Here is a 26,650-nt window from a genome sequence, read left to right as displayed (position 1 = left end):
CGGAGGAAATATATGCCAGTAGGTTTTGGTGCTTATAGAGTGACTCATCACTCAACGGATCACTTTGATGCGCTCTTATCGGCGGTGAATAAAGGTTGTTCTCTAATTGATACTTCATCAAATTATACTGGTGGCGAGAGTGAGAAGTTAATTGCTCAGGTATTGAAAAAAGCAGATCATAAACCAATTATTGTTTCTAAAGTAGGTTATATTCAGGGTGAAAATATTAAAGTCGTTGAAGAACTCAATAGTATTGGGCAGGCCAGCGAAGATTTAGTAAAAGTTAACGATGGTCTTTGGCACTCGATTCACCCAGATTTTATTCGGAACCAAGTTCAATTAAGTCTCTCTCGTCTAGAGGTTGAGAAAATTGATGTCTACCTCTTACACAATCCTGAGTATTACTTCTACGAAGAAGGTGCAAATCAAGATGATTACTATAAGAGAATAGAGAAGGCCTTCTTTGAACTAGAGGCCCTCGTTAGTGAAGGACTAATTGGATCTTACGGCATAAGTTCAAATAATTTTATTCTCTCTCCTGAAGATCCAAAAATAACTCATATTGAAAGAGTGATGGAGTGTGCTCAGAAAGTGAGCTCTAGTCATCATTTCACACATATTCAATTTCCTTTTAATATGATCGAAATTGATGCGCTAGAAGCTTGGTATGATGGCCTGAGTTTATTAAATAAGGCAAAGGGATTTGATTTAAAAGTTATGGTCAATAGACCTTTGAATGCCTTTAAGGGAGAGTCTTTAGTAAGGCTAGCTACTTACGATAAAACTCATCCACTTATCGAAGAGTCTGTAGCACAGAAAGTCTTCGTGAATGCTATGATGATCCTTGAAAAGAAGTTTAAAGAGGAAGAGCCTGATGAGTCGATATATAATCTTCCACTGATTAAGCAATTCAATGATCTTTGGAATAATACCAGAACACCTGATGGGGTAGACCAAGTTTATTTCTCTCATTTCTTTCCATTTGTTGCTAGAGTATGGGGAGGAGACCTCTCGGCAAAAGAGAGTGGCCCATTCTATGACCTCTACGATGTCTCTCTCAATTACGCGAGAAATAATATGAACGAGATGGCAAAGGACTTTGAGTCTCAGGCCATTAGTGCAGGTCTAATCGAAGATGGTGAGGCTCCATTACAGGTTAGGCTAATAGAGAAGTATCTCTCTTACCAGATTGACTATGTCTTAGTAGGAATGAAAGATACTCGCTATGTTGAACAATTAGAGCATCTCTTTTAAAGAGATGCTTTCTTGTCTAGGTAGTATTGATAATTTCCTGGATACTTTGTAATCCCACCCTTATCAACTTCTAAAACTTCGTCTGTTAACTCATGGAGAAAGTGTCTATCGTGAGAAACAAAGATAACTGTACCTTCAAACTTCTTTAGTGCACTCATGAGAACTTCTCTTGAAGCAATATCTAAGTGGTTGGTAGGCTCATCTAGGACGAGAAGATTATTATTAGTAGAGAAGATAACTGCTAGTACAAGTCGACTCTTCTCTCCACCTGAGAGATATTTAATTTTCTTGTGAACATCATCACCTCTAAAGAGGAAGGCAGCTAATAAGTTTCTTAGGTAGCCATCACTTGCTTGAGGTAAATTTGATTGAACTTCCTCTAAAACACTATTCTCGGCCTTTAGAACATCGAGTGAGAATTGACTAAAATATCCAAGATTAATACTTGGTCCTAGCTTCACTTCGCCACTTGATGGTTTTGTTTGATCGCAAATACATTTTAATAGAGTAGACTTACCAGCACCGTTAACTCCGACAACGGCAATTTTTTGAAGACGATTAATCGTTGTGGTTAGACCACTGAAGACATTAATCTCTTCTCCTTTAGAGTTATTCCAGTTCTTTGCTAATTCTTTAATGATAACTACATCATCACTTCCTCTAGGAGGTTTAGGGAAATCAAAGCTGATATTCTCTTCCTCTGGTGGAAGTTCGATTCGATCTATTTTTTCTAGTTTTTTAACTCTAGACTGTACTTGAGCTGCGTGAGAGGCACGTGCTTTAAATTTTGCGATAAACTCTTCTTCTTTAGCGAGCATATCTTGTTGTCTCTTATGCTCTGATTTGAGTTGCTCTAGTCTAATTGCACTTTCACGTACGTAGAAATCATAATTTCCTGTATATGTTGTCACTCTCTTGTGATTAATTTCAACAATCTTTTTAACAACATTATTCATAAAGTCTCTATCGTGAGTTGTCATAAAGACAGAGCCTTTATAATTCTTAAGCCATTCTTCTAGCCAAAGAATTGTTTCCATATCTAGGTAATTGGTAGGCTCATCCATGATAATGAGATCAGGGTTAGTCACCAGAACTTTTGCCAGTGCGATTCTCATTTTCCAACCACCACTAAAGTCTTCAACCTTCTTGTGATGATCTTCTGGATGTACACCTAGACCTGAGAGAATTTCCTCAGCTCTTGTTTCAAGATCATATCCACCGACTTTTTCAAAGTCTGTTTGAACTTCACCCATTCGATCGAGGATCTTATTCATCTCGTCTGGATCTAAGTCTGGATCACAGAGCTTCTCTTCAAACTCTCTTAATTTGACCTTCATCTTAGCGATGCTTTCATCACCTTCGACAACTTCTTCTAGGGCCGTGCGTCCCTTCATCTCTCCAACACTTTGGGAGAAGTATGAAATTCTAAGCTTATCTGGAATTGAGATCTGACCTTCATCTGGGCGATCTTCTCCAATGATCATTCTAAAGAGGGTAGACTTACCTGCACCATTTGGTCCAACGAGACCAACTTTCTCTCCCGGATTAATTTGGAAGTTCACTTTAGAGTAGAGAGTTTCCCCTCCCTGATTTTTACTAATATTGGCAATATTAAGCATTTGGTCCGTCTTCCTTTTTGATATTGAAATTTGAAAATGTCAGTAGAAGAACCAATGTCTGTACTGCAAAGAATGAACCTAAGAAAATAGCTCCACCTTCACTGAAACCATAAGAGTGTAGACCTGTTGCGAGAATGTAATTCACGCCAAACCATGCCATCATAACACTCATAAATGCAGCGGCCACTAATAGGAAGAATCTATTATGTGGAATCCAGTTCGTATACTTTCCATGGAGAATTGCCATATAGAGACAAAGAACAATAAGAGACCAAGTTTCTTTCGGGTCCCATCCCCAAAATCTTCCCCAAGAATAATCTGCCCAAACACCACCGAGGATAATACCTGCGGCCAACATAATCGTTCCATACTTTAAGCAAGTATAGACAAGTTCACTATAGTATCTCTCATCGGCAGGACTCATGAAGAAGAACTTCTTACGAATAAGAACTGTATTTGAGAGAACCCAACTAAGTGCAAGTGCTCCATATGAGAGGATAATTGTTGTTACGTGTGTTGAGAGCCAAAAATTATCTCTCAGTACAGGAACGAGTGGTGAAATTGAACTCGAGAGCATTCCTCCTGCAAAGTTTAGCATTAAGAGTGTACACACATTATAAGCAAGACCTACGAAGACGTAGATCTTCTCTTTCTTAAAGTGTCCAATTACTAGCGCTAGAATAAGGGCACCGTAACCAGAGAAGAGAACTGTTTCATACATATTAGTAATAGGGGCCCTTCCTGAGATATGAACTCTAAAGGCCAATATCGCTGTTTGAACTACAACAGTAAGAACAGCGAAAACTAGGGCAATATGAAACTTTCTAAATAGTGTCATCGTGATCAGGCCACAGAAAGTTAAAATAAGGGCGACCACTGGCAATTGCATATTGACGTAAGTTAACTCAATAAGAAAATCTTTATCGACAATTTTTTCATATTGTTCTTCGGAGTCTTTAAGAACTTTTAAAAATGGTCTGTCACTAGTTTCTTTAGCAGCTAGAACTTTCTCCTCTGTTAGGTACGCTCCAACTGGGAGCCAAGCAACATCATCTTTTGAATTCACTAGAGGAACTAACCAATTATTGGCAGTTTTAATGTCTTTATAGAGATTGATTTTATTTAAAACTGAAGAGAGCGACTTCTTATAGCTACTGTGCTCTTTTGCTTTTTGCCACTCGCTTCTGATAATGGCCATTTCTTCTTCTAGCTTTTCGAAGCTAACTCTATGCTCACCATCTTTAAGCTCTAAAGTTTTTATTAAATCAACGTGTTCAATATTAGTCTTTAAATCTACTTCTGTTGGAATTCCCATTCCCTTTAAAGAGACGAGACAAAAAGTAATTGTTGAAGAGAGTCCTTCATACTTTGTTTTACCAGTTAGGTATTTAAGCATCTCGCTAGCGTGGACTTTAAGTGGTTTTACACGACCATCTTGCCTAATTGGCAATGACTCTAAAGATTGGTCACAGAAGTGCTGCTCAATTGCAAATGAATTAAGTGAAATTAAAATAGTAAGTAGACTTAGTATCGCCTTCATTATGTATTCTCCGTCTAGATTTACTCTAGGTTTAAAATGTCTGAACTCTCTGTCTTCTTAAGCTTTCTCTTATTTAAGAAGTAATGTGCCATGGCCCCTAAGACTAGAAATAGCGAACCTAGGTACTTAAGAAATCTTCCCTGATCAACATTCACACTCAATGTTGAACTATAGACACCTGTCTCAGGGTCTTGAGAATAACTTGCTTGGTAAAATGTAAAACCAGCATGCTTAAGAGGGTTATTCATGAAAATATGATGGTCACTCGGACCTTTGTCTGTAAATAATTTAACAAATGACTCGTAACTGGCCGGCTTATTTGTTCCAGGATCTTTTTCCATTTTAAATTTTGTAAGAATAAATTCAAATGGGAGAGTGAGAATTTCCTTATCTAGAACAAATGAGACTTTCTTTCCATTGATTCTAAGAGTTACTGGCCTGTCGTCTAATACCCAATATTCTTTACCTAAGACCTTAATCTTTAGGGCCTTAGTTTGACCTTTTATAAGGCTACCATTTTTTTGAATTGGCATTGTGGCCACAGGTCTATAGCTTGGGAATTTAGTCTCGTCGTGTTTCTTTAGAATAAGCTCTAGTCCCATCCAAGGAAGTTCAACAATATCAGACTTCTTTTCTAGACTTCTAAGTTGCCATTTCTCATCTTCAAAGAAAGCGGCTTTTCTACCAAAGAGAAAGAGGTTAGGCTTTTCTTCAAATAGCTTTTTACTGAATACTCTTAGGTGAGAGTCTTTGATGACTTCAAGCTTCTCATCTACTGGCCATGGGTTGAAGTCAGGGAAGAATGAATAGATTTTAGTATCTTCTTTGATAACAAAGAATTTATTCTTTTCACTAGTCTCTCTAATCTCTACCTTTCTACTCTCAGGAGTAAAACACGTACTCTCTTTGCTATCCCAAACAATATATCCACTTGGGTTATTTTCAGCAAAGCAGTTGGCCAAGTTCTTTGGAAGATACGTTACATTAAGTGGCCCTAGACCTGTTGATGCTTCAAATTCAATGGCCTCTGGGTGGAGTGAGAGGGTAAATTCCTGTGATACATTGGGATTAGACAATATATAGGAAGATGAGTGAATACTTGCATTGAGTGAATATGGATTATTACCCGATCTCCAAAAGAGTTCTTTCTCAGCAAAAGGGTAGTAGTCCTCTAATGTGACATTCTCATATTTATCATCAATATTTGTTTTAAAAGCGATATAAGGAAGCTTTCTGGTCACGGTCTTCCCATCGTCGTGATAGATTATTCTCAAAATATCATCTGTAAGAATAACTTTTCTAGCAGGAGTATTCGGCTCAAGTAAAATCGTACCATCAATTCCTGAGAACCAAGTAATAAATGATCCACAGCCAATCATAATGAGGCCTGTGTGGATGGCATAGAAGCCGTAGAGTCTCTTCTTTGGTGGCAGCCTTAGTAGCATTGCGAAGAAGACACTGACAAAGATCCCAAATTGAACGGCCATAAATGGAAAGCGTTTGTAGATGGTTCTATTAACAAAGTCTGTACCGTAATAACTTTCAAAGAAGGTGCCCACGATCATAAAAATTGAAAATAAGATAATAACAATAACCGCAAATTTAAGGCCTCCGAGGAAGCGCTCAGTTTTTTCTAATTTCTTTTGAAAATCAAAAGACATCTCTAACCTTCTAGTATGAATTAACCTATTATTTTTATTCACCCTTACTATCACGAACAGAGGGGTCTAGCAATTTCAAACGGCTCGACAAAAGTTTTGTAGGCAAACTAGTTTTATGGGAGAGGTTTAAAGTTGAAAGCTATTCTAGCTTTGCGTTAAATAGGTGTAACTATAAACAAGTCCGTAGAGAATGGGCTGATGGATCATATAAATAAGCAGTGAGTGTTGTCCCATCTTTTCTAATGGGCGCATGAATTTAAAATTAAATGGATTTAATTGGTGAAAGTTGAAGCTCCAAAGGGCGAAGCCAAGGAAGATACATCCAATCCATGGGAAGAGTGGGATATAGTCCATACTTGCGTGAGAGAGTTCAAACCATGGGATGGAAATTCCAAAGAATAATTTTAGAACGAGTAGGCAGACTCCTATGGCCCCTGCAATTTTAGGAATGCGAATGAAGGGAAGAGAGACGATGGAAGCAAGAGCAATACAATGTAGAGTTCCAAAGTAGACCCACGAGTTTTTAAATGTAAAGTAAGTGTAGACCGTAATGACTAGGGCCCCGAGAGCTATCTTTATCCAGCGTGGCCAAAATTTCTTCCAATTAATTTTTGGAGAGTGCACTAATGGGAGAGAGAGTCCCATTGCTATGAGAAAGAGAAAGACAATTAAGCGCGGTAATTCAAACCAAAAAAAATCTCTATTAAAATTAATATTATTATGGCCAAATATCTTTAAGTCATAAAAAAAATGAAATATGATCATTAAAATAATCGCTAGACCTCTTATTTGGTCAATTAATGGAAATCGTTTACTCATCCTTAAATTCTACGAGATATTCCTTAGAATTTAAAGCAAATGAAAAAATAAAGAAGAATATATGAAGTCATGCCTCGGTAAAATTATCTACGTTATACCTCTTATTGGTGCACTTGTTCTTGGGTGTCTCTACTACTTACTCATCAGAGTGATCCCCTATGGAGATGGTGTTTTGGAAATGCCTATTCTGCAAGAAAAAGTACAGGTTATTAGAGACAGTGAGGGGATTCCACACATCAGCGCTAAAAATGATAGAGATGCCTATCGTGTATTAGGCTATGTCATGGCCAGTGAGCGATTGTTACAAATGGAGATGCTCAGACGTGTAGGATCTGGAACTTTAAGTGAAATTATCGGTAAAAAAGGGTTGGAAATAGATAAGACTTTTAGAACTCTTGGGCTCGTTGAGCACTTTAGAAAGTCTCTTAAAGAGCGCCCTTTGCCTACAGAAATAAAGACTAAAATGGAGTCATTCTTTGAAGGGGTTAATTACTTTATTGAACATGAGAAACTTCCTATTGAATTCGTTCTAGGGGGAATTACGCCTAGAAAGTTCGACCTCTACGACTCATATGCAGTCGTTGGCTATATGGCCTATTCATTTGCAGCGTTTATGCGCCACGATCTTTTAATGGATAAGTTACAAAGAGATTTAGATGAGAAATTGTGGAATGATTTACAAGTAGAACCCACTCGTCACTCTATAATGACCGCTAAGATTCATGGAGAATTAAAGAGTATTTTTCAGGCGTTCAATGATTTGAATAACTCTTTTGGTGGCTTTGAAGGTTCCAATGCTTGGGCCTTAAGTTCAAAGAAGACTCGCAGTGGAAGAGCGATGCTTGCCTCTGATCCCCATATTGGCTTCTCTCTTCCGGGGATATGGTTTGAGGCCCATTTAAAAATTGAAGATCCTAGTAATCCCTACGAAATTTATGGGCACTTCCTCCCAAATATTCCCTTTGCAGTCATGGGTCATGACTTTAAGAAAGCGTGGGGGATAACTATTTCCTATCTAGATGATATGGACTTTTATAAAGAGAAATTCTCGGCCTCTGGTAATGAGACTATTTTTGATGGAAGAGAATTACCTATAGAGAGAAGGCTTGAAGTAATTAAGGTAAGGGGAGGGGATGACTTTCAATTACCTGTTCGTGTAACTCGCAATGGACCTCTTCTAGATGAAATTATTGAAGATAAAGGTATTGCTTTAAAGTGGACATATTATCTTCCTGATAATCATCCTATTCAAGGCTTCTACCAGATGGGACGAGCTCAAAGCTTTGAAGATTTTCAAAGAGGAGTCTCGGTGGTGGGCTCTCCTGGCTTGAATATTATTTACGCTGATGCTGATGATAATATAGCTAGACTTAATCTTGGTCGTTATCCAATTAGGAGTGAGCTCTCTGATAGTCGTGTTGTCATGGATGGAAGCTCAAAAGAAGATGCTTACAAGGGTTACTATGAGTTTTCGCAAATGCCTCACAATATAAACCCTGAAAGTGGTGTTATTGCCTCAGCAAATAACCGTCCTCTTACAGCGGATGAGAGATTTAGAGGGATGTGGCAGCCAAGGGATCGATTCATAACTATTCTCTCTCGTCTGATGGCCAAAGATAAGTGGTCTGTAGAAGAGACGATGCTCTTGCAAACAAGTGTTCTCAATAGCGAAGTTGAGTGGGTCAGAGAACAACTCATTGAGGAAATTGATACCGCTAACTTTTCTCCACTGGAGATGAGCGCTTTAGACGAGCTAAAAAACTGGGATATGCAAACCTTTCCAAATCGTGTTGGAGCTTCGCTCTATCATCAGACTCTCTTTCAATTGAAGTTCAATTTATTTGATGAATTAGAAAGGGACGATGCTCTAAAGTACTGCGGTCTTTCGGCCAGTTGGTACGCCATGCAAAGAATGTTAAAGCGAGAAAATGCAAAATGGTGGGACTATTCTAAAACAACTGACAAAATTGAGACACGAAAAGATATTCTGATTAAGAGTTTTAAAGATGCGGTCGCTATTCTTAAGAATGAATATGGTGACGATATTTCTAAGTGGACATGGGGGAGATTACATACTTTAGAGTTCGCTCATCCACTGGGGAAGAGCTTTCCACTCAATAAAATTTTAAACCTAGGACCTTACCCTGTTATGGGCGGCTATAATAATGTGAATAACTTTAGACAAGTTGGGTGTAAGGACGGCTTTCAAGTTAAGAGTGGGCCGAGTACGAGAAGAATTATTGACTTTTCTGAGCCTGGTAAGTCTTATGGGATTCTTCCGCTTGGTATTTCAGCGCACTACTTAAGTCCATTTTTTCAAAACCAAAGAGAGAGATTTCTAAGTGGTAAGTATCGACTACAACTTCTCTCTAAAGAGCTTATTGAAAGGAGTGCGGCCACTAGGTTGGAAATCACTCCTCACTATAAAGAATAAGTGGGGCGTCGCTTGTGATAGTGACTTCTCCACTTCCCTCGTTACTAAGACCTAGGCTCGATAGAACTCCAAGTTTCTTTGCAGGCCATACTTGGTACTTAGCACTTCCTTGAATACTAAATAAGCACTCTTGAAGAGACATGATGCTAAAGAGTCCATTAATCTCAAAAGTATATGGCTTGGGTGGAATAATTTTTAAACTCTTATCAAATATAAGTAGAGCAGAGGACTTTCTTACAAACTCATAGGCCTCGCCTATAACAATCAGCTCGTGATCTTTTCTCTGTCCCAAAAAGCCGTATAGATTAACTTTCTTACAACTCTCTACTTGGTTTAGGATTAGCTCTAGAGCACATGCCAAATCACTTTGATCCTTCTCTGCGCTTAGTTCAATATCAAGGCTTAACTTTGAGCTATCTCCATCTCCAATACTTATTGAATTTGGAAAGTTCAGCCCATGATTCATTCCACCGTCTACAATTAGCGTGGGAAGCTCAGAGGACTTAATATTCTCTTGGATATCGAGGGGACCAATGAGATTTATCTCTTGGGCATTGGTAAAGCTCTGAGGGAGTCTATTTGTCTTCGTCATACTCTTATTATATAGTCCATTTTATTTTAATTTAAGTGGGTTAACTTAAATAAGGGGTATTTTCTTGGGTCAATATTCTAGGAGAGTCTTAGAGTTTTCAAAGTCTGACAAGTATAAAATGAACGATGACAAAGCTTGCTTTTTTGCAACTGCAAAGTCTCATAGTGTTGATTTTAGTGTTGTTGTCGAACGAGGTAGAGTTAAGAAGCTTAACCATAGACCCTGTCACAATACCGCCATTGACAGCGTAAGCTATGCTCTGTGTGCGCTTCTTGAAAACTCTCAAATGCAGAGAGTAGAGTCTTTGTCTGCGAGAGAAGTTGAGAGCTTTCTTAGGGATCAAAACCACGTCTCATCTATGGAAGGATCTGAGTTTCCAAGTGAATTTATAGAGCTATTTTGTGCAAAATTGATGGGACATATTTTTTCTGTTGAGCTATCTGACGGTCTTGAAATGTGGCAAATTGGACCAGAAGCTAGTTACGTAGACAAGATCAATGCTATCTCCGACTTTTTCACTTTAAGAGTGAATACATTGGGGTATCTAAGCGAGAAGAATATTGAAGTAGAGTGTATTCACTTAAGTGAGACAGAGCTCGTTATCGGATTTAAATCTGGGATAAATAATATGAAATTGGCCCCAAATACATTGAATAAAGAGCTTCTTGGAACTCTAGAGGAATTAGTTCGAAGCGTTATTCAATGCGAAAAGATAAATTTGGTTGCCGAGTAGCTCTAGAATCGTTAATATTCAATGTATTACAACTTAATTCAAAGTCTATATTTGGGAGTGCAATGAAAACATTATTGGCAGTGTTTGCCCTATCATCTTTAATTTCAGCTCAAAGTCTTGCTGCGGACGCGGCCAGAGGTCAAACTCTATATAAAACATGTATTCAGTGTCATGGTGCTAATGGTGAAGGTAATGAGGCCATGAAAGCTCCTCGTATTGCTGGACAACACGATTGGTATATTATTAGCTCTGTTCAGCAATTCAAGGCCGGAGTTGAGAGAAAGAATCCAACGATGCTTCCATTCATCAAGAATTTGTCTAATACTGATATAGAAGATCTTGCGGCATATATTAGTACACTAAAGTAATTTTCCATTTTCAGTTATAATAGAGGTTATTAATAACCTCTATTTCTTTCAAAAGAGCAAAGGATTGCTATGAGTCTAGATTTCGTAAAGGCCAATACCTCTAAAGATATTAAAATGATCTATGATTATAACTTAGATGCCTTCTCTGATTCTCCAGGATTTAACTGGAACCTCGATGAGATCCAAAAAGAAGTTAAGGATGGCTGGAATCTCTATGGTGTAGAGAATAACGGTGAAATCATTGCCGCTTTATTTTATAAAATCAAAGAAAATACCCTATATTCGAAGAATACTTCGATTAAAATCTCTCACCAAGGAAGTGGATTCTCTCATAAGATAAAAGACTTCTTTGAAACTGAGGCTAAAGAGCACAAAGTAAATAAGATTATTCATTACTGCTCGATTGATAACTTCAGAATGTATTCACTCAATGAAAGTCACGGTTACCACAAAACCGACAAGCGCCTAGGAGAAAATGGGCAGGTTGTAGAGTGGATAAAAAATCTGAAATAGCTTTTGGCCCCTATGTGGGCCTTTTTTTTTCTTAAAAAAAATTCATTAAAAAGTGAAAAAAACTCAAGTGTTTTTGTATTCTTTCGATTAGACTAATAGATAAGTTAAATTTAGTTTGGAAAAATGTCATTTTGTATTCTGGAGGATGTCATGGCAAAGAAGAAAACAGCTAAGAAAGCAACTAAGAAAGTAGCTAAAAAAGCGACTAAGAAAGTAGCTAAGAAAGCAACTAAGAAAAAAGTAGCGAAGAAAGCAACTAAGAAAAAAGTAGCGAAGAAAGCGACTAAGAAAGTAGCAAAGAAAGCAACTAAGAAGAAAGTAGCAAAGAAAGCAACAAAGAAGAAAGTTGCTAAGAAAGCGACTAAGAAGAAAGTAGCTAAGAAAGCAACTAAGAAGAAAGTAGCTAAAAAAGCAACTAAGAAGAAAGTAGCTAAAAAAGCAACTAAGAAAAAAGTAGCAAAGAAAGCGACTAAGAAAGTAGCTAAGAAAGCAACTAAGAAAGTAGCTAAGAAAGCAACTAAAAAAGTAGCTAAGAAAGCGACTAAAAAAGTAGCTAAGAAAGCGGCTAAGAAAAAAACTAAGAGAAAGCCAAATGCAGCATTTATGAAGGCCATGACTCCATCTGCTGACCTAGCGGCTGTAATTGGTGATAAAGCAGTTCCTAGAACTGAAGCTGTAAAGAAAATGTGGGATTATATCAAAAAGAATAATCTTCAAAACCCAAAGAACAAGAGAAATATTCTTGCTGACGATCTATTAAAGAAAGTATTTGGTAAGAAAGAAGTTACTATGTTCGAACTTGCTGGGATTCTTGGAAAGCACTTAAGCTAATTCAATAAAATTCAAGTTTATAAGAAGGCCTATCCTCGGATAGGCTTTTTTTATTCTAATTTTCCAGTACTTCTGCTGGAGATATCTTCGAGAGAGAGTGGACCTATGGCCCCACTAGCAGTCTGAATTTTCCACTGTCTTGGCTCTCGGTTTAAGGCCATAAAAGTTAAATCAACCTTGGCCTTATCTTTTGAACAATGAACGAGAGCTTGCTGATCTAAGTCCAAACATAAGCGCACTAATCGCTTAGCTGAAGAGAAGGATTCAAGTTGCCAACTGCGAAGAGATGGGGAGAACTCACTTTCTCCAGGGGCTTGGTAGTAGCTCTCTATAGTTATTGTCGTTTCAATATTGCCGTCACTATCTTTAACTTCATTTATATCAGCAACGTTAAATTTAAAATAGCTGTCAGCACTACTTGATCTTATAAGCCACCAATTGTCATTCTTCGCCTTAAAAAGATCTGGATCTACCTCGTCGCTTGAAAACCAGTCAGGCTCATTTATGACTCTATCCACTCCTGGCGGAAGAGCGTAGGGGATATTTCTAAGGTCCATATCTAAATTGAAAAAGCGTGAGCCCCTATCTGAGAATGAGACCTCTGCAATTCTTTGGTAATCGACGACACCACCAGGAAAGAAGTCAGTATAAATAAAGAGGCTTCCAATTCTGGCACCTTTTTTTCCATACTTTCCAGCATTAATTCTTATGCTCGTTCCGTTAAAGGCGAGATCCCACTGCTTACTCTCTAAAGCCTGCTCACTTGTATAGTCATAAGTTTCACCAGTTTCAATATTGAGATACTTATAAATATTGGTGAGTGGATTATTCATACAACTTTCATAATCTCTATTGGTATAGACATTGCCACAACCTGCGGCATTGAAAGAATAAATCTTTTCACTTTCATTTTCAGCGGCGATTCGAAGAGTATAATTTCCAGGGTTCGCACTGCTATCATAGTAATCAAGGATTTGAACTTTATAATATTTCGAATTAGTTCTAAGAGCGTAGACTGAGAACGTTGGCCAGATAATGTGGTTATTCTCATCGTAGATATACCAAGGAGTTTCTTCAAAAATATCACTTGATTGGTCTGTTATATATTGTGACTTATTAGTTATAAAGTCTGTGTAGCTCTGCTCTTTTACAGGTGCCGTTAAGGGTTCAACTTTTGAGCACGATAGCGTAAGAAATAAGAGGCATAGAAATATTATCTTCACTTAGAAATCCTTTAATTGTATGCCAGTGTAAAAGAGTCGCCCAAGTGATGGTCTATCATCATTTACTGCAATAACAGTATCGCTGGCAGGATCTTTTACCGTGTTGAGTAAGTTGTTAATACCAAAGTATAGATTGATACTCTTATTGTAAGCGTAATTAATTTTTGTATCTAAAGAGGAATAGCCTTTAGATACTTTTGTATTTTCTTCGTTCGTGTACTTTCTTCCGATATAGCGTAGGGAATTTATAACTTGAATATTCTCTGTTGGAGAAATGCTATGCTTTGCTTTCCAAGTATAAAGAGGTCTTCCCGCCAATTGAAGTCCCGTTTGTTTATTTATGGTTTCCGTGTATGAGTAATTTAGTGAAAGTGTATTCCAGCTATTGGCCTTTAATGTAGATCCAAGCTCAATGCCAGAGGACTCTACTTTATCAAAGTTCTCATAAGAGAATATTTTGGTGCTATTACTACTTGGTAACTCAGTAGTTTCAATTAAATCTGAGATCCTATTGTAGAATATATTTCCATGGATGGAGTGCGCTCTGCTGATATCTAATTTATTTCCAAGCTGAACACTAACGGATTTCTCTGGCCTTAAATTTTCATTTCCTTGGACTATATAATTGGCCACAGAAGAGTGATCCATTGTGAAGTATCTCTCTTTTATTGATGGTGATCTATGTCCAGTACCAATCGTGAGCCAGGTTTTAGATTCAATAGAGTCATTTAACTCATTAAATAAGCTAAAGCTAACTTTTGGAGCGAAGTTATATCCAAAGTTGCTATCGTATTGAAGTCTAAGGCCAGGTGAGATTTCATAATTTTCTTTAAAGTAATTGTCTTGGACATAGCCTTGAAGTGACCAAACTTTCTTATGGTCGATATCACTATGCTCAACAATAATATCTTCAGTTTGCTGAGTAATTGTGTCTTGATTAACTCTATCTTCTTTATAGAGGAGACCTGTTGTAATGGCATGATTATCAAAGATAGTATCGTCATAGACAACTTCGGCCCTATAAGAGTCGTACTTAGTGAGTTTGTGAGTTTCTTTGAAGTAAGTCTTTGGGTTATCGTTTAAATTTAAGTCATCTTCTATAAACTCTGCGTTGATATAAGTTTTAACAGAGGCACTACCTGACTTATAGATATTTTGAAGTTTTATATTGTGAGTTTGCGTCTTTGTCTCATTGTCTACCTCTCCAAATGTACTGGAACCATATGGTTTTGAAGATGTGGATTTCACATAGTCATTGAAGTAGAGATAACCAAGTGAGAGAGTATTATTTTGAATTTTCTTATCTAGATAGAGAGAGCCATTGAACTTAGAGAATTTTGGACCGTCTTTAGCGTAAGTATTTTCATTTAAATCATAGTCGTTCTGATTGCGGTAGGAGAGAGTGAGCTTGTGACCAACGCCACCAAGTCTATTGCTGTAGAGGCCCTTTGCATTTACTTGTCTAGCATCACTTGAATCAGCAGACATTGAAGAGCTTAGGTCTATAAAAGTCTTTCGCTTATTGATTGGCTTCTTAGTAACTATATTTATGACACCACCAATGGCCTGACTTCCGTAGAGGGCCGATGCCCCTCCCTTGATAACTTCGATCTTCTCAATATTCTCTGTAGATATTTGTGTGAGATCAAATCCAAATGAAGAATTTTGTGAGACGGGTGTACCATCAATCATGACGAGGACACTATTTTCTCCAAAGCCTTGGATGAGTGCCGTCTTAGCTCCTCCACGACGATCGACAGAGATTTCAGAAACACCGGCAATATCAGAAACCGCTTCTGAAAGGTTTTGATAGTGAGAGTCTTCTATTTCCTCAGAGCTTAAAACTTCTGTTTTCACGGCAGAATCTATTAATCCGGACTTGGTATTAAGTCCTCCATAAATAAAGACTGTGTTATCGGGATTTTCTTGCTTTAATGGCGCTTCAATAGTCTCACTAGCAAATAGCGAGCTGGCACACATGAGAAGGGCCATAGCGTGTAGTTTTTTATATAGATATAAACTATTTGAACATTTGTTTGACATATGAAACTATTATCATCTAAATGGTAAAACGTAAATTGATATGAAAAAATAACTAATATCAAAGGAAGTATAACATGAAGATTTTACTAGCTCTTTTAATGACTCTCTCTATTGCACCTGCTTTTTCTAGTGTTGAAGTAGAGTCCACTCCATTTACTTATATTAAATTTGGTTGGATGCCTGTTAGAGGTGACTATATACAAGTCAAAAATCCAGAGTTCTTTGATGAAGATAAGACACACTTTCTAATTGAGGTTGAAGGTGTTGATTACAAAGATATTATCAAGCAAGCAAAGGCCTTATACGGTAAGAACTATAAGTGTAGAATTGCTGAGCACTTTACTGAAACGATGAGGGCCATTGGAATTAATGTTACAGATAAAGTAGACCTTAAGCTCTACCTCTTTGATTGGGGACATAAAGTTTTTGATCTAGAAGATGTACCTTCTACAGAAGACAATGTTTACGAAATTCAATTTAGCGACGAGCAATACTGTAATTAATTACTTCTTAATTGAAGAGTATTGTATTTGTAGAGGTTGACGAATCCATCTCTTAGACTTGGAAGAGCTATAAAGTTCACTACAGTAGAGAGTTGGATTCCCCCTTGGGAAGTCCCCAATTCCTTTTAGAAAATTCACACAAGTTCTAGCATAGTGATCAATATACTCAGGGAAGTTATTGGCAAAGAGGTTTATGATCGCCTCTTTCTTTTCTTTATTATAATTACTAAAAATATCTCCAGGTAGGGGATCGATATTTTTAAGAACCTTAAAGACTTTCATTCTTCTAGAATAGTCATCACCAACCTTTTCAATCAATGACCAAGCAACATTGAATGTGTCGCCTTTAATAGGGTTCGTTAAGATATAGAAGGCCAAGTAGGAATCTTGCTCGACTTGAGTAAGAGCTTCTTTGCTATTTAAGGCCTTGTAGGCAAAACTTCTAAGAGTAAAGCTCTTGTCAAAGAGCATTCCCTTTAAGTCCTTTAGGACACTCTGCCAACATGTGGATCCGAGGTTATCGTCTATAAACTTCTTTACGTACTTTGGATCTTCAACTTGGCTCAAATTCACTCTCAGGTGATCTAAGATTGATTTTCGTACCGCAATCTTTGGACAGTAGAATTCAGCAGAACTACTCTTAGTTACTTTCTGATAGAAGCCCCAGAAATCCTTTTCCTTAGTAAAGGATTTAAGAATATTGACTAGTGACATGGCAAGATCTGGGTTTTGATTACTGGCATTCCAAAAGTTGAGCAATTCATTCTTGCAGCTGTCTGTGCGCCCGCGCTTAGAGAAGCAATTCTCTAGGTAAAACTCTGCGAAGCGATTTCTTTTAATCTGAAAAAACTCATCTTCTAAGAGTATCGGCCATAAGGCAATTTTCTCAATGAGCTTAAAGGACTTTTGATTGAAGATTCTCTTCTCTAGTAGAAAGTCTAATTGTCCTACCGCCATGGTTTGAACCATCTCTCTCCAACGCTTGTCTCTACTAGAGGGACGAATATCGTGAGCGTGGTTTAGAAACTCAGTATAATTCTTACTTATCTGTAACTGTTCAAGATCTTCAATAGAGTAGAGCGCTGCGTATACAGGATGAAGATTTAGAGCGATAAATGAGAAAATGATTGAGAAAAACTTGATCATATCTCATTGTAAAACACTTGTGTAAGCAGAGTCAATTTTAGCTATAGATTTGATCCAGGAGCTCTTTTAGGTTTGCTTTCTTATATGGCTTTTTAAGATAGAAGAAGTTCGGGTCACTCTGTACAAGGGACTCTATTTCATCAAATGCCGTACCGCTAGTGAGAATACAAGGAATATTCTTATCACTTTCACGAACTTTACTTATGAGCGAAAGACCAGAGAGCTCAGGCATTGTATGGTCAGTGATAATCATCTTAAAGTTATCACTACCATTATTGTAAATCTCTAGGGCAGAAATAGGGTTTGTATGAAGCTCAACCTCATGTCCCATATCTTCAACAAAGTCACCTAGTAAATCTAGTAAACTTTCTTCATCGTCTATTAAAAGTATTTTCTTAGTCATATTAAATATCCAGTGTTTAATATTTTAATGCAAATCTATCTGGATGAAAATAGGTAAATTTTTAGACTTCTGTTGCGCGGGGCGCACACGTGTTTTTTCTCAAGACAGAGCTAGTCTAGTTTAGCCAAATACGGTAAAGGTAAGAGGTTAAAATTTTTAAATAATAGGTGAAAAATGAATTCTGAAAAGAAGCTTAATTTTAAGGAATTTCTCATTCCTAATCTCTTAACTTTTGCCCTTGATGACTGGAAGGTTATCTTTAATTGTGATTTTGAAAAATCTTTAGTTGTTGATTCTCAATTAGATAGTGCAGTTAAAGAAGAACTGGCCCCTTTTACTAAGTTAAGATTTGGTGACTTTAGACAGCAGATAATTTTAAAGAGTGCTCCTTATCTTGTTGGCTTCTTCTACGATGTGAAGGAAATTAGAATTTACTCACCTATGCTTAGTTATGAATTCTTTATCATTCCTGAGATGGAGAGAATCTGTGAACAGAATGAAGTGGAAGCATTTAAGTCTCATACAGAGATGGCCGCTTCTCTCTCATCTAGAGAGTTTCCTTCTATATTCCAATTAACAACAAAGAAATATCAACTAACTGATTTATTAGAAGACACAGAAATGGATGAGATTGAACAGAAGTCATCTACCATCATTGATGAGCTTCTTATTCACCTTAATAAATATACGCCGAGTTTATTTGAGCGCGTTTCTGATTATGGACTTGGATTAACAGCTCAATTTGCTCTCTTGAGAATACACCTCTTAAAGTTCTTAGCTATCTTGCCTTCACTAGATCATGATCTCAAGGGAAGGGAAGTAAAGAGAATCCTCTTAGAGGCACTTAGAAGATTATTAAGTGATTCATTGAAGGCCAAGAGGCTTGGACTAAAAGGCCAAAATAAAGCTCTACCTAAGAGTTTATATGTATGGGTGAATATTGCTTATTATATCTGTAAGATCTGCCCTCCTGGACTTCTTGCTTTTAGCGTTCGCTTTAAAGTTCGTTTTATGGCCAAGAGGTTTATCGCTGGTGAGACAATTGAGACAGCTGAACAAGCACTAAGTACTCTTGCTAGCACGGGAAGAGATGTTACGTTAGATCAACTTGGTGAACTTGTAGTGTCGGAAAAAGAAGCTGATCACTACTGTGATGAAGTTATAAAACTAATCAAGGGATACTCTCTTCATGTTAAGAAAGGGGAGTTAAATGCAGCGGGAATTAATAGGGCCCATGTTTCAATTAAGGTCTCTGCTCTTTGCTCTGATTTTAAACCATACGCTTTTGATTACACTTATGAGCATGTGGCACCAAGACTAAAGAAGATTCTTCTTATCGCTAAGGAAGAAGATGTCTTCATAAATATCGATGCTGAACACTACGACTATAGAGACATCGTTTTCAAGGTGTATAGAAAAGTTCTTTTAGAAACTGAAGAACTCAAAGACTATAAGGCCACAGGAATTGTTCTCCAGGCATACTTAAGAGATGCTTATAAACATTTATTAGAAATTGTTGAACTGGCTAAAGAGCGTGGAATCATCATGCCAATTCGACTCGTGAAGGGTGCTTATTGGGACGCTGAAACAGTTGAGGCCGACGCCCATTCATTTGATGCGCCTGAGTTTTTAAATAAAGAAGAAACAGATCTACATTTTAGACAAATCATCATAAAGATTTTTGATTTCAATCCTCACGTTCAGCTATGCTTGGCCTCGCATAACTTCTCTGATCACGCCTTTGCTGAGGCCCTAAGAGAAAATAAGTATAAAGACTTACCAATAATTGAGCACCAATGTCTTCACATGACTTATGAGGCGCTATCAACAGCGATGGCGAAAATGGGTTGGGTGGTTAGAAATTATGTTCCAATTGGAGCACTCATTGTTGGGATGGCCTATTTAGTGAGAAGAATTATGGAGAACTCTTCACAGGTTGGAGTTCTTACCATTATGAGATCTCATAAGAAGAATATCTCTTTAGTTACTCCTAAGGAAATTCACAAGCAGAAGATTGGAGACGGTCACTTAGAAAGAGATAAAACTCAAACTCACTTACTTGGTGATTTCACAAATATAACACCAGTTAGAACTTATCTCGACAGTGAGAGAAAGTGGACAGAAGACGAGTTAGAAAAGTTTAAAGGAAACCTTGGAAAGCATTACGCCAATGATTTTCTAAAAGAGGGAGTTAAGCAAACAATTCTCTCTTCTTCTAATCCTGATATTAAGGTGGGAGATATAATTTTTGCCGATGCAAGTGATGCCAAAAGAGCTGTTGAAGTTTGTGATGAATCTTATAACTCTGGAGCATGGGCGAACGCTGACTGGGCCATTAGGGCGTCTACTTTACTTAGGGCCGCAAACTTAATGCTAGCAAGAAGAAATGAATTGTCGGCGCTCATCGTCTATGAAGCAGGAAAGGCCATTAATGAAGCTTTGGCAGACGTGGATGAAGCCGTAGACTTCTTAAACTTCTACGCTCGTGAAGAGGCTAGAATTCAATCTTTAAATGATAGAGTTGAATCGCGCGGTGTAAGTGCTGTGATCTCTCCTTGGAACTTCCCTCTGGCAATTCCGTGTGGGATGGTTGTAAGTTCTCTGGTTGTAGGTAATACCGTTATCTTAAAGTCAGCAGAGCAAACTCCTCTGATCTCTCAAGAGCTTGTCGATATTCTCCATCAAGCTGGTGTGCCAAAAGATGTTCTTATCCACTTACCAGGTCTTGGCGAAATTGTAGGAGATGCTCTAGTTACTCATGAAAGAGTTTCAACAATTGTCTTCACTGGATCTAAGAATGTGGGAACGCTTATCGCAAGTAAGGCCCACTCTAGAATATATGAAAATAAATTAACTAAGGCATCATATCCTGTTCGTGTCATTACTGAGATGGGTGGAAAGAATGCTGTCATCGTTACGGCCAATGCTGAGCTTGATGAAACTGTTGCAGGGATTCTTTATTCTTCTTTTGGACATGCTGGACAAAAGTGCTCCGCTGCTTCGAGAGTCTTAGTTGATAATGCAGTTAAGGATCGTCTAATCGAAAGACTCAAGGAAGCCTGTTTAGATATTGAAGTTGGAGAAGCTTATAGTTTTAGAACTACAGTTAATCCTGTGATTACTCAAGAAGATAAGCAGAGATTAATTGCTCAAGTAAATGAAGCTCAGAAAGAGGCCAATGAATTTGGTGGAAAGGTTCATGTCAATAGAAGTAGCGAAGAGCTACCTGGCTACTGTGTAGGGCCATCTCTTATTGAGCTGCCAATTTCTAGAGCACTAAACCCTGAGAGTTATGCAATGAGAGAGCTCTTTGGTCCAGTCGTTCATATCATTGGTTTCAATCATCTAGATCAAGCACTTCGTATTTATAACGGTACAGACTACGCTCTTACTGGCGGAGTATTTAGCCAATCCCAAGATGATATAGATTATCTTACTGCCAGAATGGAGTCGGGAAATATCTATGTAAATAGAAGTATCACCGGTGCTCGTGTTGCCATTGAACCATTTGGTGGGTTTAAGATGTCTGGTACAGGACCTAATGCCGGAAGTAGATCATATTTAAGTTACCTACACCGAAATCCTGTAAGAGAGTTTACGAGCTGTAAATCAAAGAAAGAGTCCGGAAGTGAATATACTTTCGAGAGTTCAAGACCAAGTGGACTCAGTGGTGAAGGGCGTGTTCAGAGAATGGACAAGGTCGTCTCTCATGTCATCAGACACTTTGAACATCTCTTTAGTGGGATTAGAGCAGAGGAGAAACAAACTCTAAGTACTTTTCATAAGTGGCTAAATGTAAATTATGAAAGTTTTCTTAACCGTGAACATTGGAATAGAAGAATCCCTGGGCAGTTGAGTTATTGTGATTATACTCAAGGATCACATAAGGCTCTTGTGGCGGCTTTTAGAACGCAGCCCGATTTTGAGATTGTCTTTGAAGTTATTCTTGCGTTGGTTTCAGGTGCAGGGATCACTGTGAATTGTAGAAACAATGAAGCCTATGACTGGTGGATGGGATTTAGAGATATTCTCGTAGAGTACGGAATTTCTAAAGAGAATTTCGACGTCTACTTTGTAAGTGAAGAACTCCTAAAGAAGTCTCTAGGTGAGACAGACTTAAAGCATATCTTAATCGATGGAACAATTGAGGACGTCGCAGAGATTTCAAAATGGAGTTATGAGAATTATAAAGATCATAAACACATGAGAAATATTATTTCTAAATATGATATGTCAGATATTAATGACTTTAAGAGAATCTGTAGACAATACGTAAATATCAGATCATTTGCAGTTAATACAATGAGACATGGCGCTCCAATGGATGTTGTCTTATGAAATCACTTTTAAGTTTCGGTTGTGGAAATATGGCCCAGGCAATAGTCGAGGGTATGAATAAGAGTTCTAAGGAGCTGGAGTACTTTCTCTACACTCCTTCAAACACCAGGGCCATAGAACTGGCAAAAGTTGTTAGTGGAACTCATGTTGCTGATCTTTCTAAGATTCCTGAATGTGACTTCTATATGCTTTCATGTAAGCCGCAACAATTTGAAGAACTCGCAAAGAGTATCAAAGGTAAGTTAAAGCCTAGCGCTACTATAATCTCTATTCTTGCTGGAACAACTACAGAGACAATCTCTAAGAGTCTAGGAGTATCAAAAGTCTTAAGAGTTATGCCTAACACTCCATCACTTGTAGGAGCTGGAGTTAACGCCTTCTACTTTACTGATGAAGTAGGGAGTGAAGAGCGGCATTTTCTTAATGATATTTTTAGTGGGTTCTCAAAAGTATTTACTTTTGAAAAAGAGGAAGAAATTGATTTAATTACTGGGTTTAGTGGATCTGGCCCCGCTTATATTTTCGAATTCTCAAGAATTTTGACAGAGAAGATGGTGAGTATGGGCATTGCTAGAGATATTGCCACAGAGATGATTAAATGGACTTTCTATGGAAGTAGTAAACTTCAATTAGAGAGTAGTGACTCTAGTGAAGAGCTTAGAATTAAAGTTACTAGTAAAAATGGTGTGACTTATGAAGCACTTGAAGTTTTTAAAGGTGAGGGGCTTGAGAAAATAGTGGATATGGCCATCGATGCGGCCTATAATAGAGCTGTAGAATTATCTAAATAAAAGAAAGGTTTAATATGAGCGCACTTACTCAGAATATTTTAAATAGAATTCCTGCCCAATACCGTGATACGGCCATGATTAGAATTTTTGGTCTTATGAAGATTCCTCTTCTCTTTTGGATTAGGCCTTCAGTTATTGAGATGACTGACAAAGTTTGTGTGGTAAAGATCCCTCTTTCAAGAAGAACTAAGAATCATTTAAACTCAATGTACTTTGGAGTTCTCGCAGCTGGTGCAGACTGTGCCGGTGGATTAGCGGCCATGAAGCAGATTGAAAAATCTGGTAAGCGTGTCTCTCTTGCATTTAAGGAATTTGAAGCTAAGTTTCATAAGAGAGCTGAAGGCGATACACACTTTATCTGTGAGCAAGGTGAAGAAATAAGCGCGTTTGTAGATAAAGTTATTGCAAGTGATGAAAGACATCATATGCCTGTTAAAATAATTGCAAAATGTCCTGACAAATTAGGCGATGAAATCGTAGCAGAGTTCTCTCTTCTGCTATCGTTAAAGAGAAAGTAGAAGCGGCTAGTAGCCACTTCCTTTCTCTCCCTGCATAATCTTTGTTCCGGAGCTTGTTCCAAGTCTTGTGGCCCCTGCTTCTATCATGGCCTTTGCGCTCTCCATATCGCGTACACCACCAGATGCTTTTACTTGTACTAATTCACTAACAGAACTTCTCATTAACTTAACATCTTCAATAGTTGCACCAGAAGTAGAGAAGCCAGTAGAAGTTTTTACAAATTTTGCACCGGCCTTTTCACTTAATTGGCATGCCCTCTTAATTTCTTCACTGTTTAAGAGGCAAGTTTCAAATATGACTTTTACTGGAATTTTACCGCATGCTCTAACAACTCCCGCAATATCTTCTAGGACGTAATCATCATCTCCGTCTTTAAGGGCACCAATACTTAGAACCATATCAATTTCACTTGCGCCAGACTCTATGGCCTGTTTCGCTTCAAATGCTTTTGTCGCAGATTGCATGGCCCCAAGGGGAAAACCGATCACTGTACATACGCCAGTATCACTTCCTCTGAGTAATTCGTGGGCCAATGAGATCCAACATGGATTTAGACAAACAGTTGCAAAGTTATAGTCTCTAGCCTCTTGGCAGAGGGTCTCTATTTGCTGCTTGGTGGCATCAGGTTTAAGTAGTGTGTGATCAATATATCTATTTAGCTCTTTCAAGTGATTCTCCTTACTAAGATTAATACGTTACTTTAGATTCAAAAAACTTGCAATTGTCTTAATGTGTTGTGCTTTGTAAGCTATGCCTATGAAGTCTTTTAAGTGGTACTTTCACCCCATATTTATTTTTACCTTCTCTTTAGTTGCACTGATAACGTCGCTTTTTCTCTATATTAGATCTTATCTGCAGGTGAGTGATAGTGTAAGACTCTTTGTTGAGAAGAATAAAGTCGATGCCTCGCAGTTCTTGGCCACTGATACATGGGTGACGATTTTAATTACTTCAATTCTTGTTGCCATTATTTTAGCGGGAACAATTATCATCTTTGTTTATTATCAGAAGATTATTCAACTCTATAGAATGCAGCAAAACTTCATCAATGGCTTCACTCATGAGCTTAAAACTCCTGTGGCCTCTATTAGACTCTTTTTAGATACGTTTAAAAAACATGAACTCTCAAGAGAGGATCAATTAAAGTATATCGACTTTATGATTAGAGATGCCGATCGCCTGGCCGATAATGTTGGCCAAATCCTTAATCTTGGAAAAATTGAAGATCGCAGTTTCAATATGAATAACTCAAGGGTTGAGCTCTTTGAGCTTGCAAGTGAATTCCTAGAAAAGAATCCTCACTTATTTGAGAGTATTGAAATAAATATTAAGAAGATCGACCACGTAGAGTATTTCTCTTTCATTGATACCGCTCTCATGGAGATGGTATTTATGAATATTATTACAAATGCTATTCGCTATAATGATTCCAATCGCCCTCAACTTAATATCGAATTCAATTCACTTGGAAAGAAAATGAGTATTAGTTTTATTGACAATGGAATGGGTATTAAGAAGAGTGAACAGCGAAATGTTTTTAAGAAATTCTATCAAGTTGGTAAGTCGACAAAGGGAAGTGGTCTTGGTCTCTATCTTTCAAGTCAGATCTTAAAGTTACAAAAAGGATCTATAGAAGTTGAAAGTAGAGGTGAGGGACAAGGTTCCACATTTACGATTATTTTACCGAGAGAAATTGAATCATGAGCAAGAAAGTTTTAATTGTTGAAGATGAAAAACACTTAGCAGAGGGACTAAAACTTAACCTCACTTTGCAAAATTATACAGTAGAGCATGCAGACAATGGAATTCTCGCCTTACAGAAGTGGAGAGAGTGGTCACCAGATCTTATTCTCTTGGACATTATGATGCCTGGCCTTGATGGAATTAGCGTTTTAGAAGAGATCAGAAAGGAAGATCAAAAGATCCCTATTCTCATCCTCTCTGCTAAAGACGGTACAGGTGATAAAGTGAAGGCCTTATCAAAAGGAGTCGACGACTACCTCGCTAAGCCCTTTGACTTAGAGGAATTACTTCTAAGAGTAGAGCGTTTACTACTGCGTTCAAATTGGTCAAATCCTGACAAAGAAGACAACGAGCAAGAAGATTATTTCTGTGCTGAGAGTTTTAGTTTTTCTAATATAGATATTGATTTCATCAAACTCCAAGCAAATGTAGGGACAAAAGTGATACAGCTCACAGAGCAAGAGGTTAAACTACTTCAAGTCTTCATTGCTCACCAAGAAATACCACTTTCAAGGAAAGAGCTTCTTGAGAAGGCGTGGGGTTATGATGGTGAGACATCTACTCGAACTGTTGATAACTTCATCGTGCGCTTTAGAAAGTACTTTGAAAAAGATCCAAAAAATCCCGTTATATTTAAGTCACTTAGGTCAGTTGGCTATGTCTTTTCACCGTAGAACTTTTAGTTGTGCAAAGCGACTATTTTAGTCGTTGCGCGAGTGATTTTGGCCTAGTAAACTTGAGCGCCTGAAAATAAATTTAATTAATCAAAGGAATAGATATGAATTTACTACAAGGAAAGAAGGCCCTCATTCTTGGTGTGGCCAATGAAAGATCAATTGCGTGGGGAATTGCTAGGGCCCTTAAAGCACAAGGTGCAGATATTGGAATGACTTATCTAAACGATGCACTCAAGAAAAGAGTTGAACCTCTAGCTACAGAAATTGGTGCAGACTTTCTTACTGAGTTAGATGTGACAGTTGACGCTCACTATGATCAGTTAAAAGAGACTGTAGAAAAAGAGTGGGGAAAATTTGATATCCTTATCCACTCTCTTGCCTTTGCTGACAAAGAAGATCTTAAGAAGAGATTCTCTGACACTTCTAGAGAAGGTTTTAAAATGGCCTGTGATATTTCAGCATTCTCTCTAATTGGACTTTGTAATAGTCTAAGAGGAATTATGAATGAAGGAGCGTCTGTTGTTGCCCTAACTTACCATGGATCAGTAAAAGTTCTAAACGGATATAATGTTATGGGTGTTGCAAAAGCGGCCCTTGAATCTAGTGTTCGCTACCTGGCAGATGATCTAGGACCAGAAGGAATTAGAGTTAATTCAATTTCTGCTGGGCCAATCAGAACTCTTGCCGCGAGTGGTGTTCCTGGTCTAAAAGGATTCTTAAAAGATGTTGAGGAAAAAGCTCCACTAAGAAGAAATGTTACAACTGAAGATGTAGGCGGAGCAGCTGTCTTCTTATCTAGTTCTCTAGGTAATGGTGTGACTGGTGAGATCCTCTACGTCGATAGTGGACTCAATATAATGGGTGCCTAAATAAATAATTAAATAAAATTTCTCGGCCATT

The 26,650-nt window shown here is 37.8% G+C and carries 23 protein-coding genes; 13 read left to right on the top strand and 10 right to left on the bottom strand.

From position 1 onward, the window contains the following. Positions 1-12 precede the first annotated feature (12 nt). A complete protein-coding gene (locus BMS_RS09860; RefSeq protein WP_044557490.1) occupies positions 13-1,254 on the top strand; it encodes an aldo/keto reductase in 1,242 nt (413 codons plus the stop codon). Here BMS_RS09860 and BMS_RS09855 read toward each other — a convergent pair. From BMS_RS09855 to BMS_RS09840, 4 genes are all read right to left on the bottom strand, one after another. Further along, positions 1,251-2,873, bottom strand: coding sequence for an ABC-F family ATP-binding cassette domain-containing protein (locus BMS_RS09855; RefSeq protein ID WP_014244666.1), 1,623 nt, complete (start codon positions 2,871-2,873; stop codon positions 1,251-1,253). The two genes, BMS_RS09860 and BMS_RS09855, sit on opposite strands and share 4 nt — an antisense overlap. Beyond that, on the bottom strand, positions 2,866-4,413 hold the full coding sequence (locus BMS_RS16990; RefSeq protein ID WP_014244665.1) for a cytochrome c biogenesis protein: 1,548 nt from the start codon (positions 4,411-4,413) through the stop codon (positions 2,866-2,868). Before BMS_RS16990 ends, BMS_RS09855 begins: the two co-directional genes overlap by 8 nt. A gap of 20 nt (positions 4,414-4,433) precedes the next feature. Beyond that, positions 4,434-6,074 (bottom strand): cytochrome c biogenesis protein ResB, encoded by a 1,641-nt coding sequence (locus BMS_RS09845; RefSeq protein WP_044557489.1) that lies wholly within the window; start codon positions 6,072-6,074, stop codon positions 4,434-4,436. Between the two features lie 144 nt (positions 6,075-6,218). Further along, positions 6,219-6,893 carry a heparan-alpha-glucosaminide N-acetyltransferase gene (locus tag BMS_RS09840; protein WP_014244663.1) on the bottom strand — a complete coding sequence of 225 codons (675 nt, stop codon included), beginning with the start codon at positions 6,891-6,893 and terminating at the stop codon, positions 6,219-6,221. 61 nt (positions 6,894-6,954) lie between these two features. Here BMS_RS09840 and BMS_RS09835 point away from each other — a divergent pair, with 61 nt between their 5' ends. After that, a complete protein-coding gene (locus BMS_RS09835; RefSeq protein ID WP_014244662.1) occupies positions 6,955-9,327 on the top strand; it encodes a penicillin acylase family protein in 2,373 nt (790 codons plus the stop codon). Here BMS_RS09835 and BMS_RS09830 read toward each other — a convergent pair. Continuing rightward, on the bottom strand, positions 9,305-9,919 hold the full coding sequence (locus BMS_RS09830; RefSeq protein ID WP_014244661.1) for a thiamin pyrophosphokinase: 615 nt from the start codon (positions 9,917-9,919) through the stop codon (positions 9,305-9,307). The genes BMS_RS09835 and BMS_RS09830 overlap by 23 nt on opposite strands. A gap of 64 nt (positions 9,920-9,983) precedes the next feature. On the opposite strand from BMS_RS09830, the gene BMS_RS09825 reads away from it, so the two are divergent. The 4 genes from BMS_RS09825 (at position 9,984) to BMS_RS17745 (ending at position 12,364) form a co-directional block, all read left to right on the top strand. After that, positions 9,984-10,652, top strand: a complete 669-nt coding sequence (locus tag BMS_RS09825; RefSeq protein WP_014244660.1) for a hypothetical protein — start codon at positions 9,984-9,986, stop codon at positions 10,650-10,652. A gap of 62 nt (positions 10,653-10,714) precedes the next feature. Continuing rightward, on the top strand, positions 10,715-11,020 hold the full coding sequence (locus BMS_RS09820; RefSeq protein ID WP_014244659.1) for a c-type cytochrome: 306 nt from the start codon (positions 10,715-10,717) through the stop codon (positions 11,018-11,020). Positions 11,021-11,089: 69 nt separating this feature from the next. Continuing rightward, positions 11,090-11,533, top strand: a complete 444-nt coding sequence (locus tag BMS_RS09815; RefSeq protein ID WP_014244658.1) for an N-acetyltransferase — start codon at positions 11,090-11,092, stop codon at positions 11,531-11,533. A gap of 603 nt (positions 11,534-12,136) precedes the next feature. Beyond that, on the top strand, positions 12,137-12,364 hold the full coding sequence (locus BMS_RS17745) for an SWIB/MDM2 domain-containing protein (protein ID WP_197536777.1): 228 nt from the start codon (positions 12,137-12,139) through the stop codon (positions 12,362-12,364). A gap of 50 nt (positions 12,365-12,414) precedes the next feature. On the opposite strand, the gene BMS_RS09805 is transcribed toward BMS_RS17745, so the two are convergent. Continuing rightward, positions 12,415-13,587: an HmuY family protein gene (locus tag BMS_RS09805; protein WP_014244656.1), complete on the bottom strand. Its 1,173-nt coding sequence runs from the start codon at positions 13,585-13,587 to the stop codon at positions 12,415-12,417. Further along, positions 13,588-15,630, bottom strand: coding sequence for a TonB-dependent receptor plug domain-containing protein (locus BMS_RS09800; RefSeq protein WP_014244655.1), 2,043 nt, complete (start codon positions 15,628-15,630; stop codon positions 13,588-13,590). 74 nt (positions 15,631-15,704) lie between these two features. Between BMS_RS09800 and BMS_RS09795 the strand changes: the two genes are divergently transcribed. Then, positions 15,705-16,133 (top strand): hypothetical protein, encoded by a 429-nt coding sequence (locus BMS_RS09795; protein ID WP_014244654.1) that lies wholly within the window; start codon positions 15,705-15,707, stop codon positions 16,131-16,133. Here BMS_RS09795 and BMS_RS09790 read toward each other — a convergent pair whose 3' ends face one another. Beyond that, positions 16,134-17,279 carry a hypothetical protein gene (locus BMS_RS09790; protein WP_014244653.1) on the bottom strand — a complete coding sequence of 382 codons (1,146 nt, stop codon included), beginning with the start codon at positions 17,277-17,279 and terminating at the stop codon, positions 16,134-16,136. A gap of 37 nt (positions 17,280-17,316) precedes the next feature. After that, the gene (locus tag BMS_RS09785) at positions 17,317-17,682 is read right to left on the bottom strand and encodes a response regulator (protein WP_014244652.1); all 366 of its coding nucleotides are present in this window, start codon (positions 17,680-17,682) and stop codon (positions 17,317-17,319) included. Between the two features lie 174 nt (positions 17,683-17,856). Between BMS_RS09785 and BMS_RS09780 the strand changes: the two genes are divergently transcribed. From BMS_RS09780 to BMS_RS09770, 3 genes are all read left to right on the top strand, one after another. Next, positions 17,857-22,020, top strand: a complete 4,164-nt coding sequence (locus BMS_RS09780) for a proline dehydrogenase family protein (protein WP_014244651.1) — start codon at positions 17,857-17,859, stop codon at positions 22,018-22,020. After that, positions 22,017-22,811 (top strand): pyrroline-5-carboxylate reductase, encoded by a 795-nt coding sequence (gene proC, locus BMS_RS16985; protein ID WP_014244650.1) that lies wholly within the window; start codon positions 22,017-22,019, stop codon positions 22,809-22,811. Before BMS_RS09780 ends, proC begins: the two co-directional genes overlap by 4 nt. 74 nt (positions 22,812-22,885) lie before the next feature. Next, complete coding sequence (locus BMS_RS09770; protein WP_044558054.1) at positions 22,886-23,329, top strand: PaaI family thioesterase; 444 nt, start codon at positions 22,886-22,888, stop codon at positions 23,327-23,329. 6 nt (positions 23,330-23,335) lie between these two features. On the opposite strand, the gene deoC is transcribed toward BMS_RS09770, so the two are convergent. Further along, positions 23,336-23,998, bottom strand: coding sequence for a deoxyribose-phosphate aldolase (gene deoC / locus BMS_RS09765; protein WP_014244648.1), 663 nt, complete (start codon positions 23,996-23,998; stop codon positions 23,336-23,338). 190 nt (positions 23,999-24,188) lie between these two features. Here deoC and BMS_RS09760 point away from each other — a divergent pair, with 190 nt between their 5' ends. The 3 genes from BMS_RS09760 to BMS_RS09750 all read left to right on the top strand — a co-directional run bounded on the left by BMS_RS09760 (position 24,189) and on the right by BMS_RS09750 (position 26,619). Next, positions 24,189-25,034, top strand: coding sequence for a sensor histidine kinase (locus BMS_RS09760; RefSeq protein ID WP_162137849.1), 846 nt, complete (start codon positions 24,189-24,191; stop codon positions 25,032-25,034). Next, a complete protein-coding gene (locus tag BMS_RS09755) occupies positions 25,031-25,747 on the top strand; it encodes a response regulator transcription factor (protein WP_014244646.1) in 717 nt (238 codons plus the stop codon). Before BMS_RS09760 ends, BMS_RS09755 begins: the two co-directional genes overlap by 4 nt. Positions 25,748-25,851: 104 nt before the next feature. After that, positions 25,852-26,619, top strand: a complete 768-nt coding sequence (locus tag BMS_RS09750) for an enoyl-ACP reductase FabI (RefSeq protein ID WP_014244645.1) — start codon at positions 25,852-25,854, stop codon at positions 26,617-26,619. Positions 26,620-26,650 lie beyond the last annotated feature (31 nt).

The sequence above is a fragment of the Halobacteriovorax marinus SJ genome (genome assembly GCF_000210915.2).
Classification (GTDB): Bacteria; Bdellovibrionota; Bacteriovoracia; order Bacteriovoracales; family Bacteriovoracaceae; genus Halobacteriovorax; species Halobacteriovorax marinus.
The sequence above is the reverse complement of the archived record's forward strand: the minus strand, read 5'-3'. Positions and strand labels throughout refer to the sequence as shown.

What these genes read in the sequence shown, in the direction of transcription:
- BMS_RS09860 (WP_044557490.1), top strand. Translation starts at nt 13, where the DNA reads ATGCCAGTAGGTTTTGGTGCTTATAGAGTGACTCATCACTCAACGGAT.
- BMS_RS09855 (WP_014244666.1), bottom strand. Translation starts at nt 2,873, where the DNA reads ATGCTTAATATTGCCAATATTAGTAAAAATCAGGGAGGGGAAACTCTC.
- BMS_RS16990 (WP_014244665.1), bottom strand. Translation starts at nt 4,413, where the DNA reads ATGAAGGCGATACTAAGTCTACTTACTATTTTAATTTCACTTAATTCA.
- BMS_RS09845 (WP_044557489.1), bottom strand. Translation starts at nt 6,074, where the DNA reads ATGTCTTTTGATTTTCAAAAGAAATTAGAAAAAACTGAGCGCTTCCTC.
- BMS_RS09840 (WP_014244663.1), bottom strand. Translation starts at nt 6,893, where the DNA reads ATGAGTAAACGATTTCCATTAATTGACCAAATAAGAGGTCTAGCGATT.
- BMS_RS09835 (WP_014244662.1), top strand. Translation starts at nt 6,955, where the DNA reads ATGAAGTCATGCCTCGGTAAAATTATCTACGTTATACCTCTTATTGGT.
- BMS_RS09830 (WP_014244661.1), bottom strand. Translation starts at nt 9,919, where the DNA reads ATGACGAAGACAAATAGACTCCCTCAGAGCTTTACCAATGCCCAAGAG.
- BMS_RS09820 (WP_014244659.1), top strand. Translation starts at nt 10,715, where the DNA reads ATGAAAACATTATTGGCAGTGTTTGCCCTATCATCTTTAATTTCAGCT.
- BMS_RS09815 (WP_014244658.1), top strand. Translation starts at nt 11,090, where the DNA reads ATGAGTCTAGATTTCGTAAAGGCCAATACCTCTAAAGATATTAAAATG.
- BMS_RS17745 (WP_197536777.1), top strand. Translation starts at nt 12,137, where the DNA reads ATGAAGGCCATGACTCCATCTGCTGACCTAGCGGCTGTAATTGGTGAT.
- BMS_RS09800 (WP_014244655.1), bottom strand. Translation starts at nt 15,630, where the DNA reads ATGTCAAACAAATGTTCAAATAGTTTATATCTATATAAAAAACTACAC.
- BMS_RS09795 (WP_014244654.1), top strand. Translation starts at nt 15,705, where the DNA reads ATGAAGATTTTACTAGCTCTTTTAATGACTCTCTCTATTGCACCTGCT.
- BMS_RS09790 (WP_014244653.1), bottom strand. Translation starts at nt 17,279, where the DNA reads ATGATCAAGTTTTTCTCAATCATTTTCTCATTTATCGCTCTAAATCTT.
- BMS_RS09785 (WP_014244652.1), bottom strand. Translation starts at nt 17,682, where the DNA reads ATGACTAAGAAAATACTTTTAATAGACGATGAAGAAAGTTTACTAGAT.
- BMS_RS09780 (WP_014244651.1), top strand. Translation starts at nt 17,857, where the DNA reads ATGAATTCTGAAAAGAAGCTTAATTTTAAGGAATTTCTCATTCCTAAT.
- proC (WP_014244650.1), top strand. Translation starts at nt 22,017, where the DNA reads ATGAAATCACTTTTAAGTTTCGGTTGTGGAAATATGGCCCAGGCAATA.
- BMS_RS09770 (WP_044558054.1), top strand. Translation starts at nt 22,886, where the DNA reads ATGATTAGAATTTTTGGTCTTATGAAGATTCCTCTTCTCTTTTGGATT.
- BMS_RS09755 (WP_014244646.1), top strand. Translation starts at nt 25,031, where the DNA reads ATGAGCAAGAAAGTTTTAATTGTTGAAGATGAAAAACACTTAGCAGAG.
- BMS_RS09750 (WP_014244645.1), top strand. Translation starts at nt 25,852, where the DNA reads ATGAATTTACTACAAGGAAAGAAGGCCCTCATTCTTGGTGTGGCCAAT.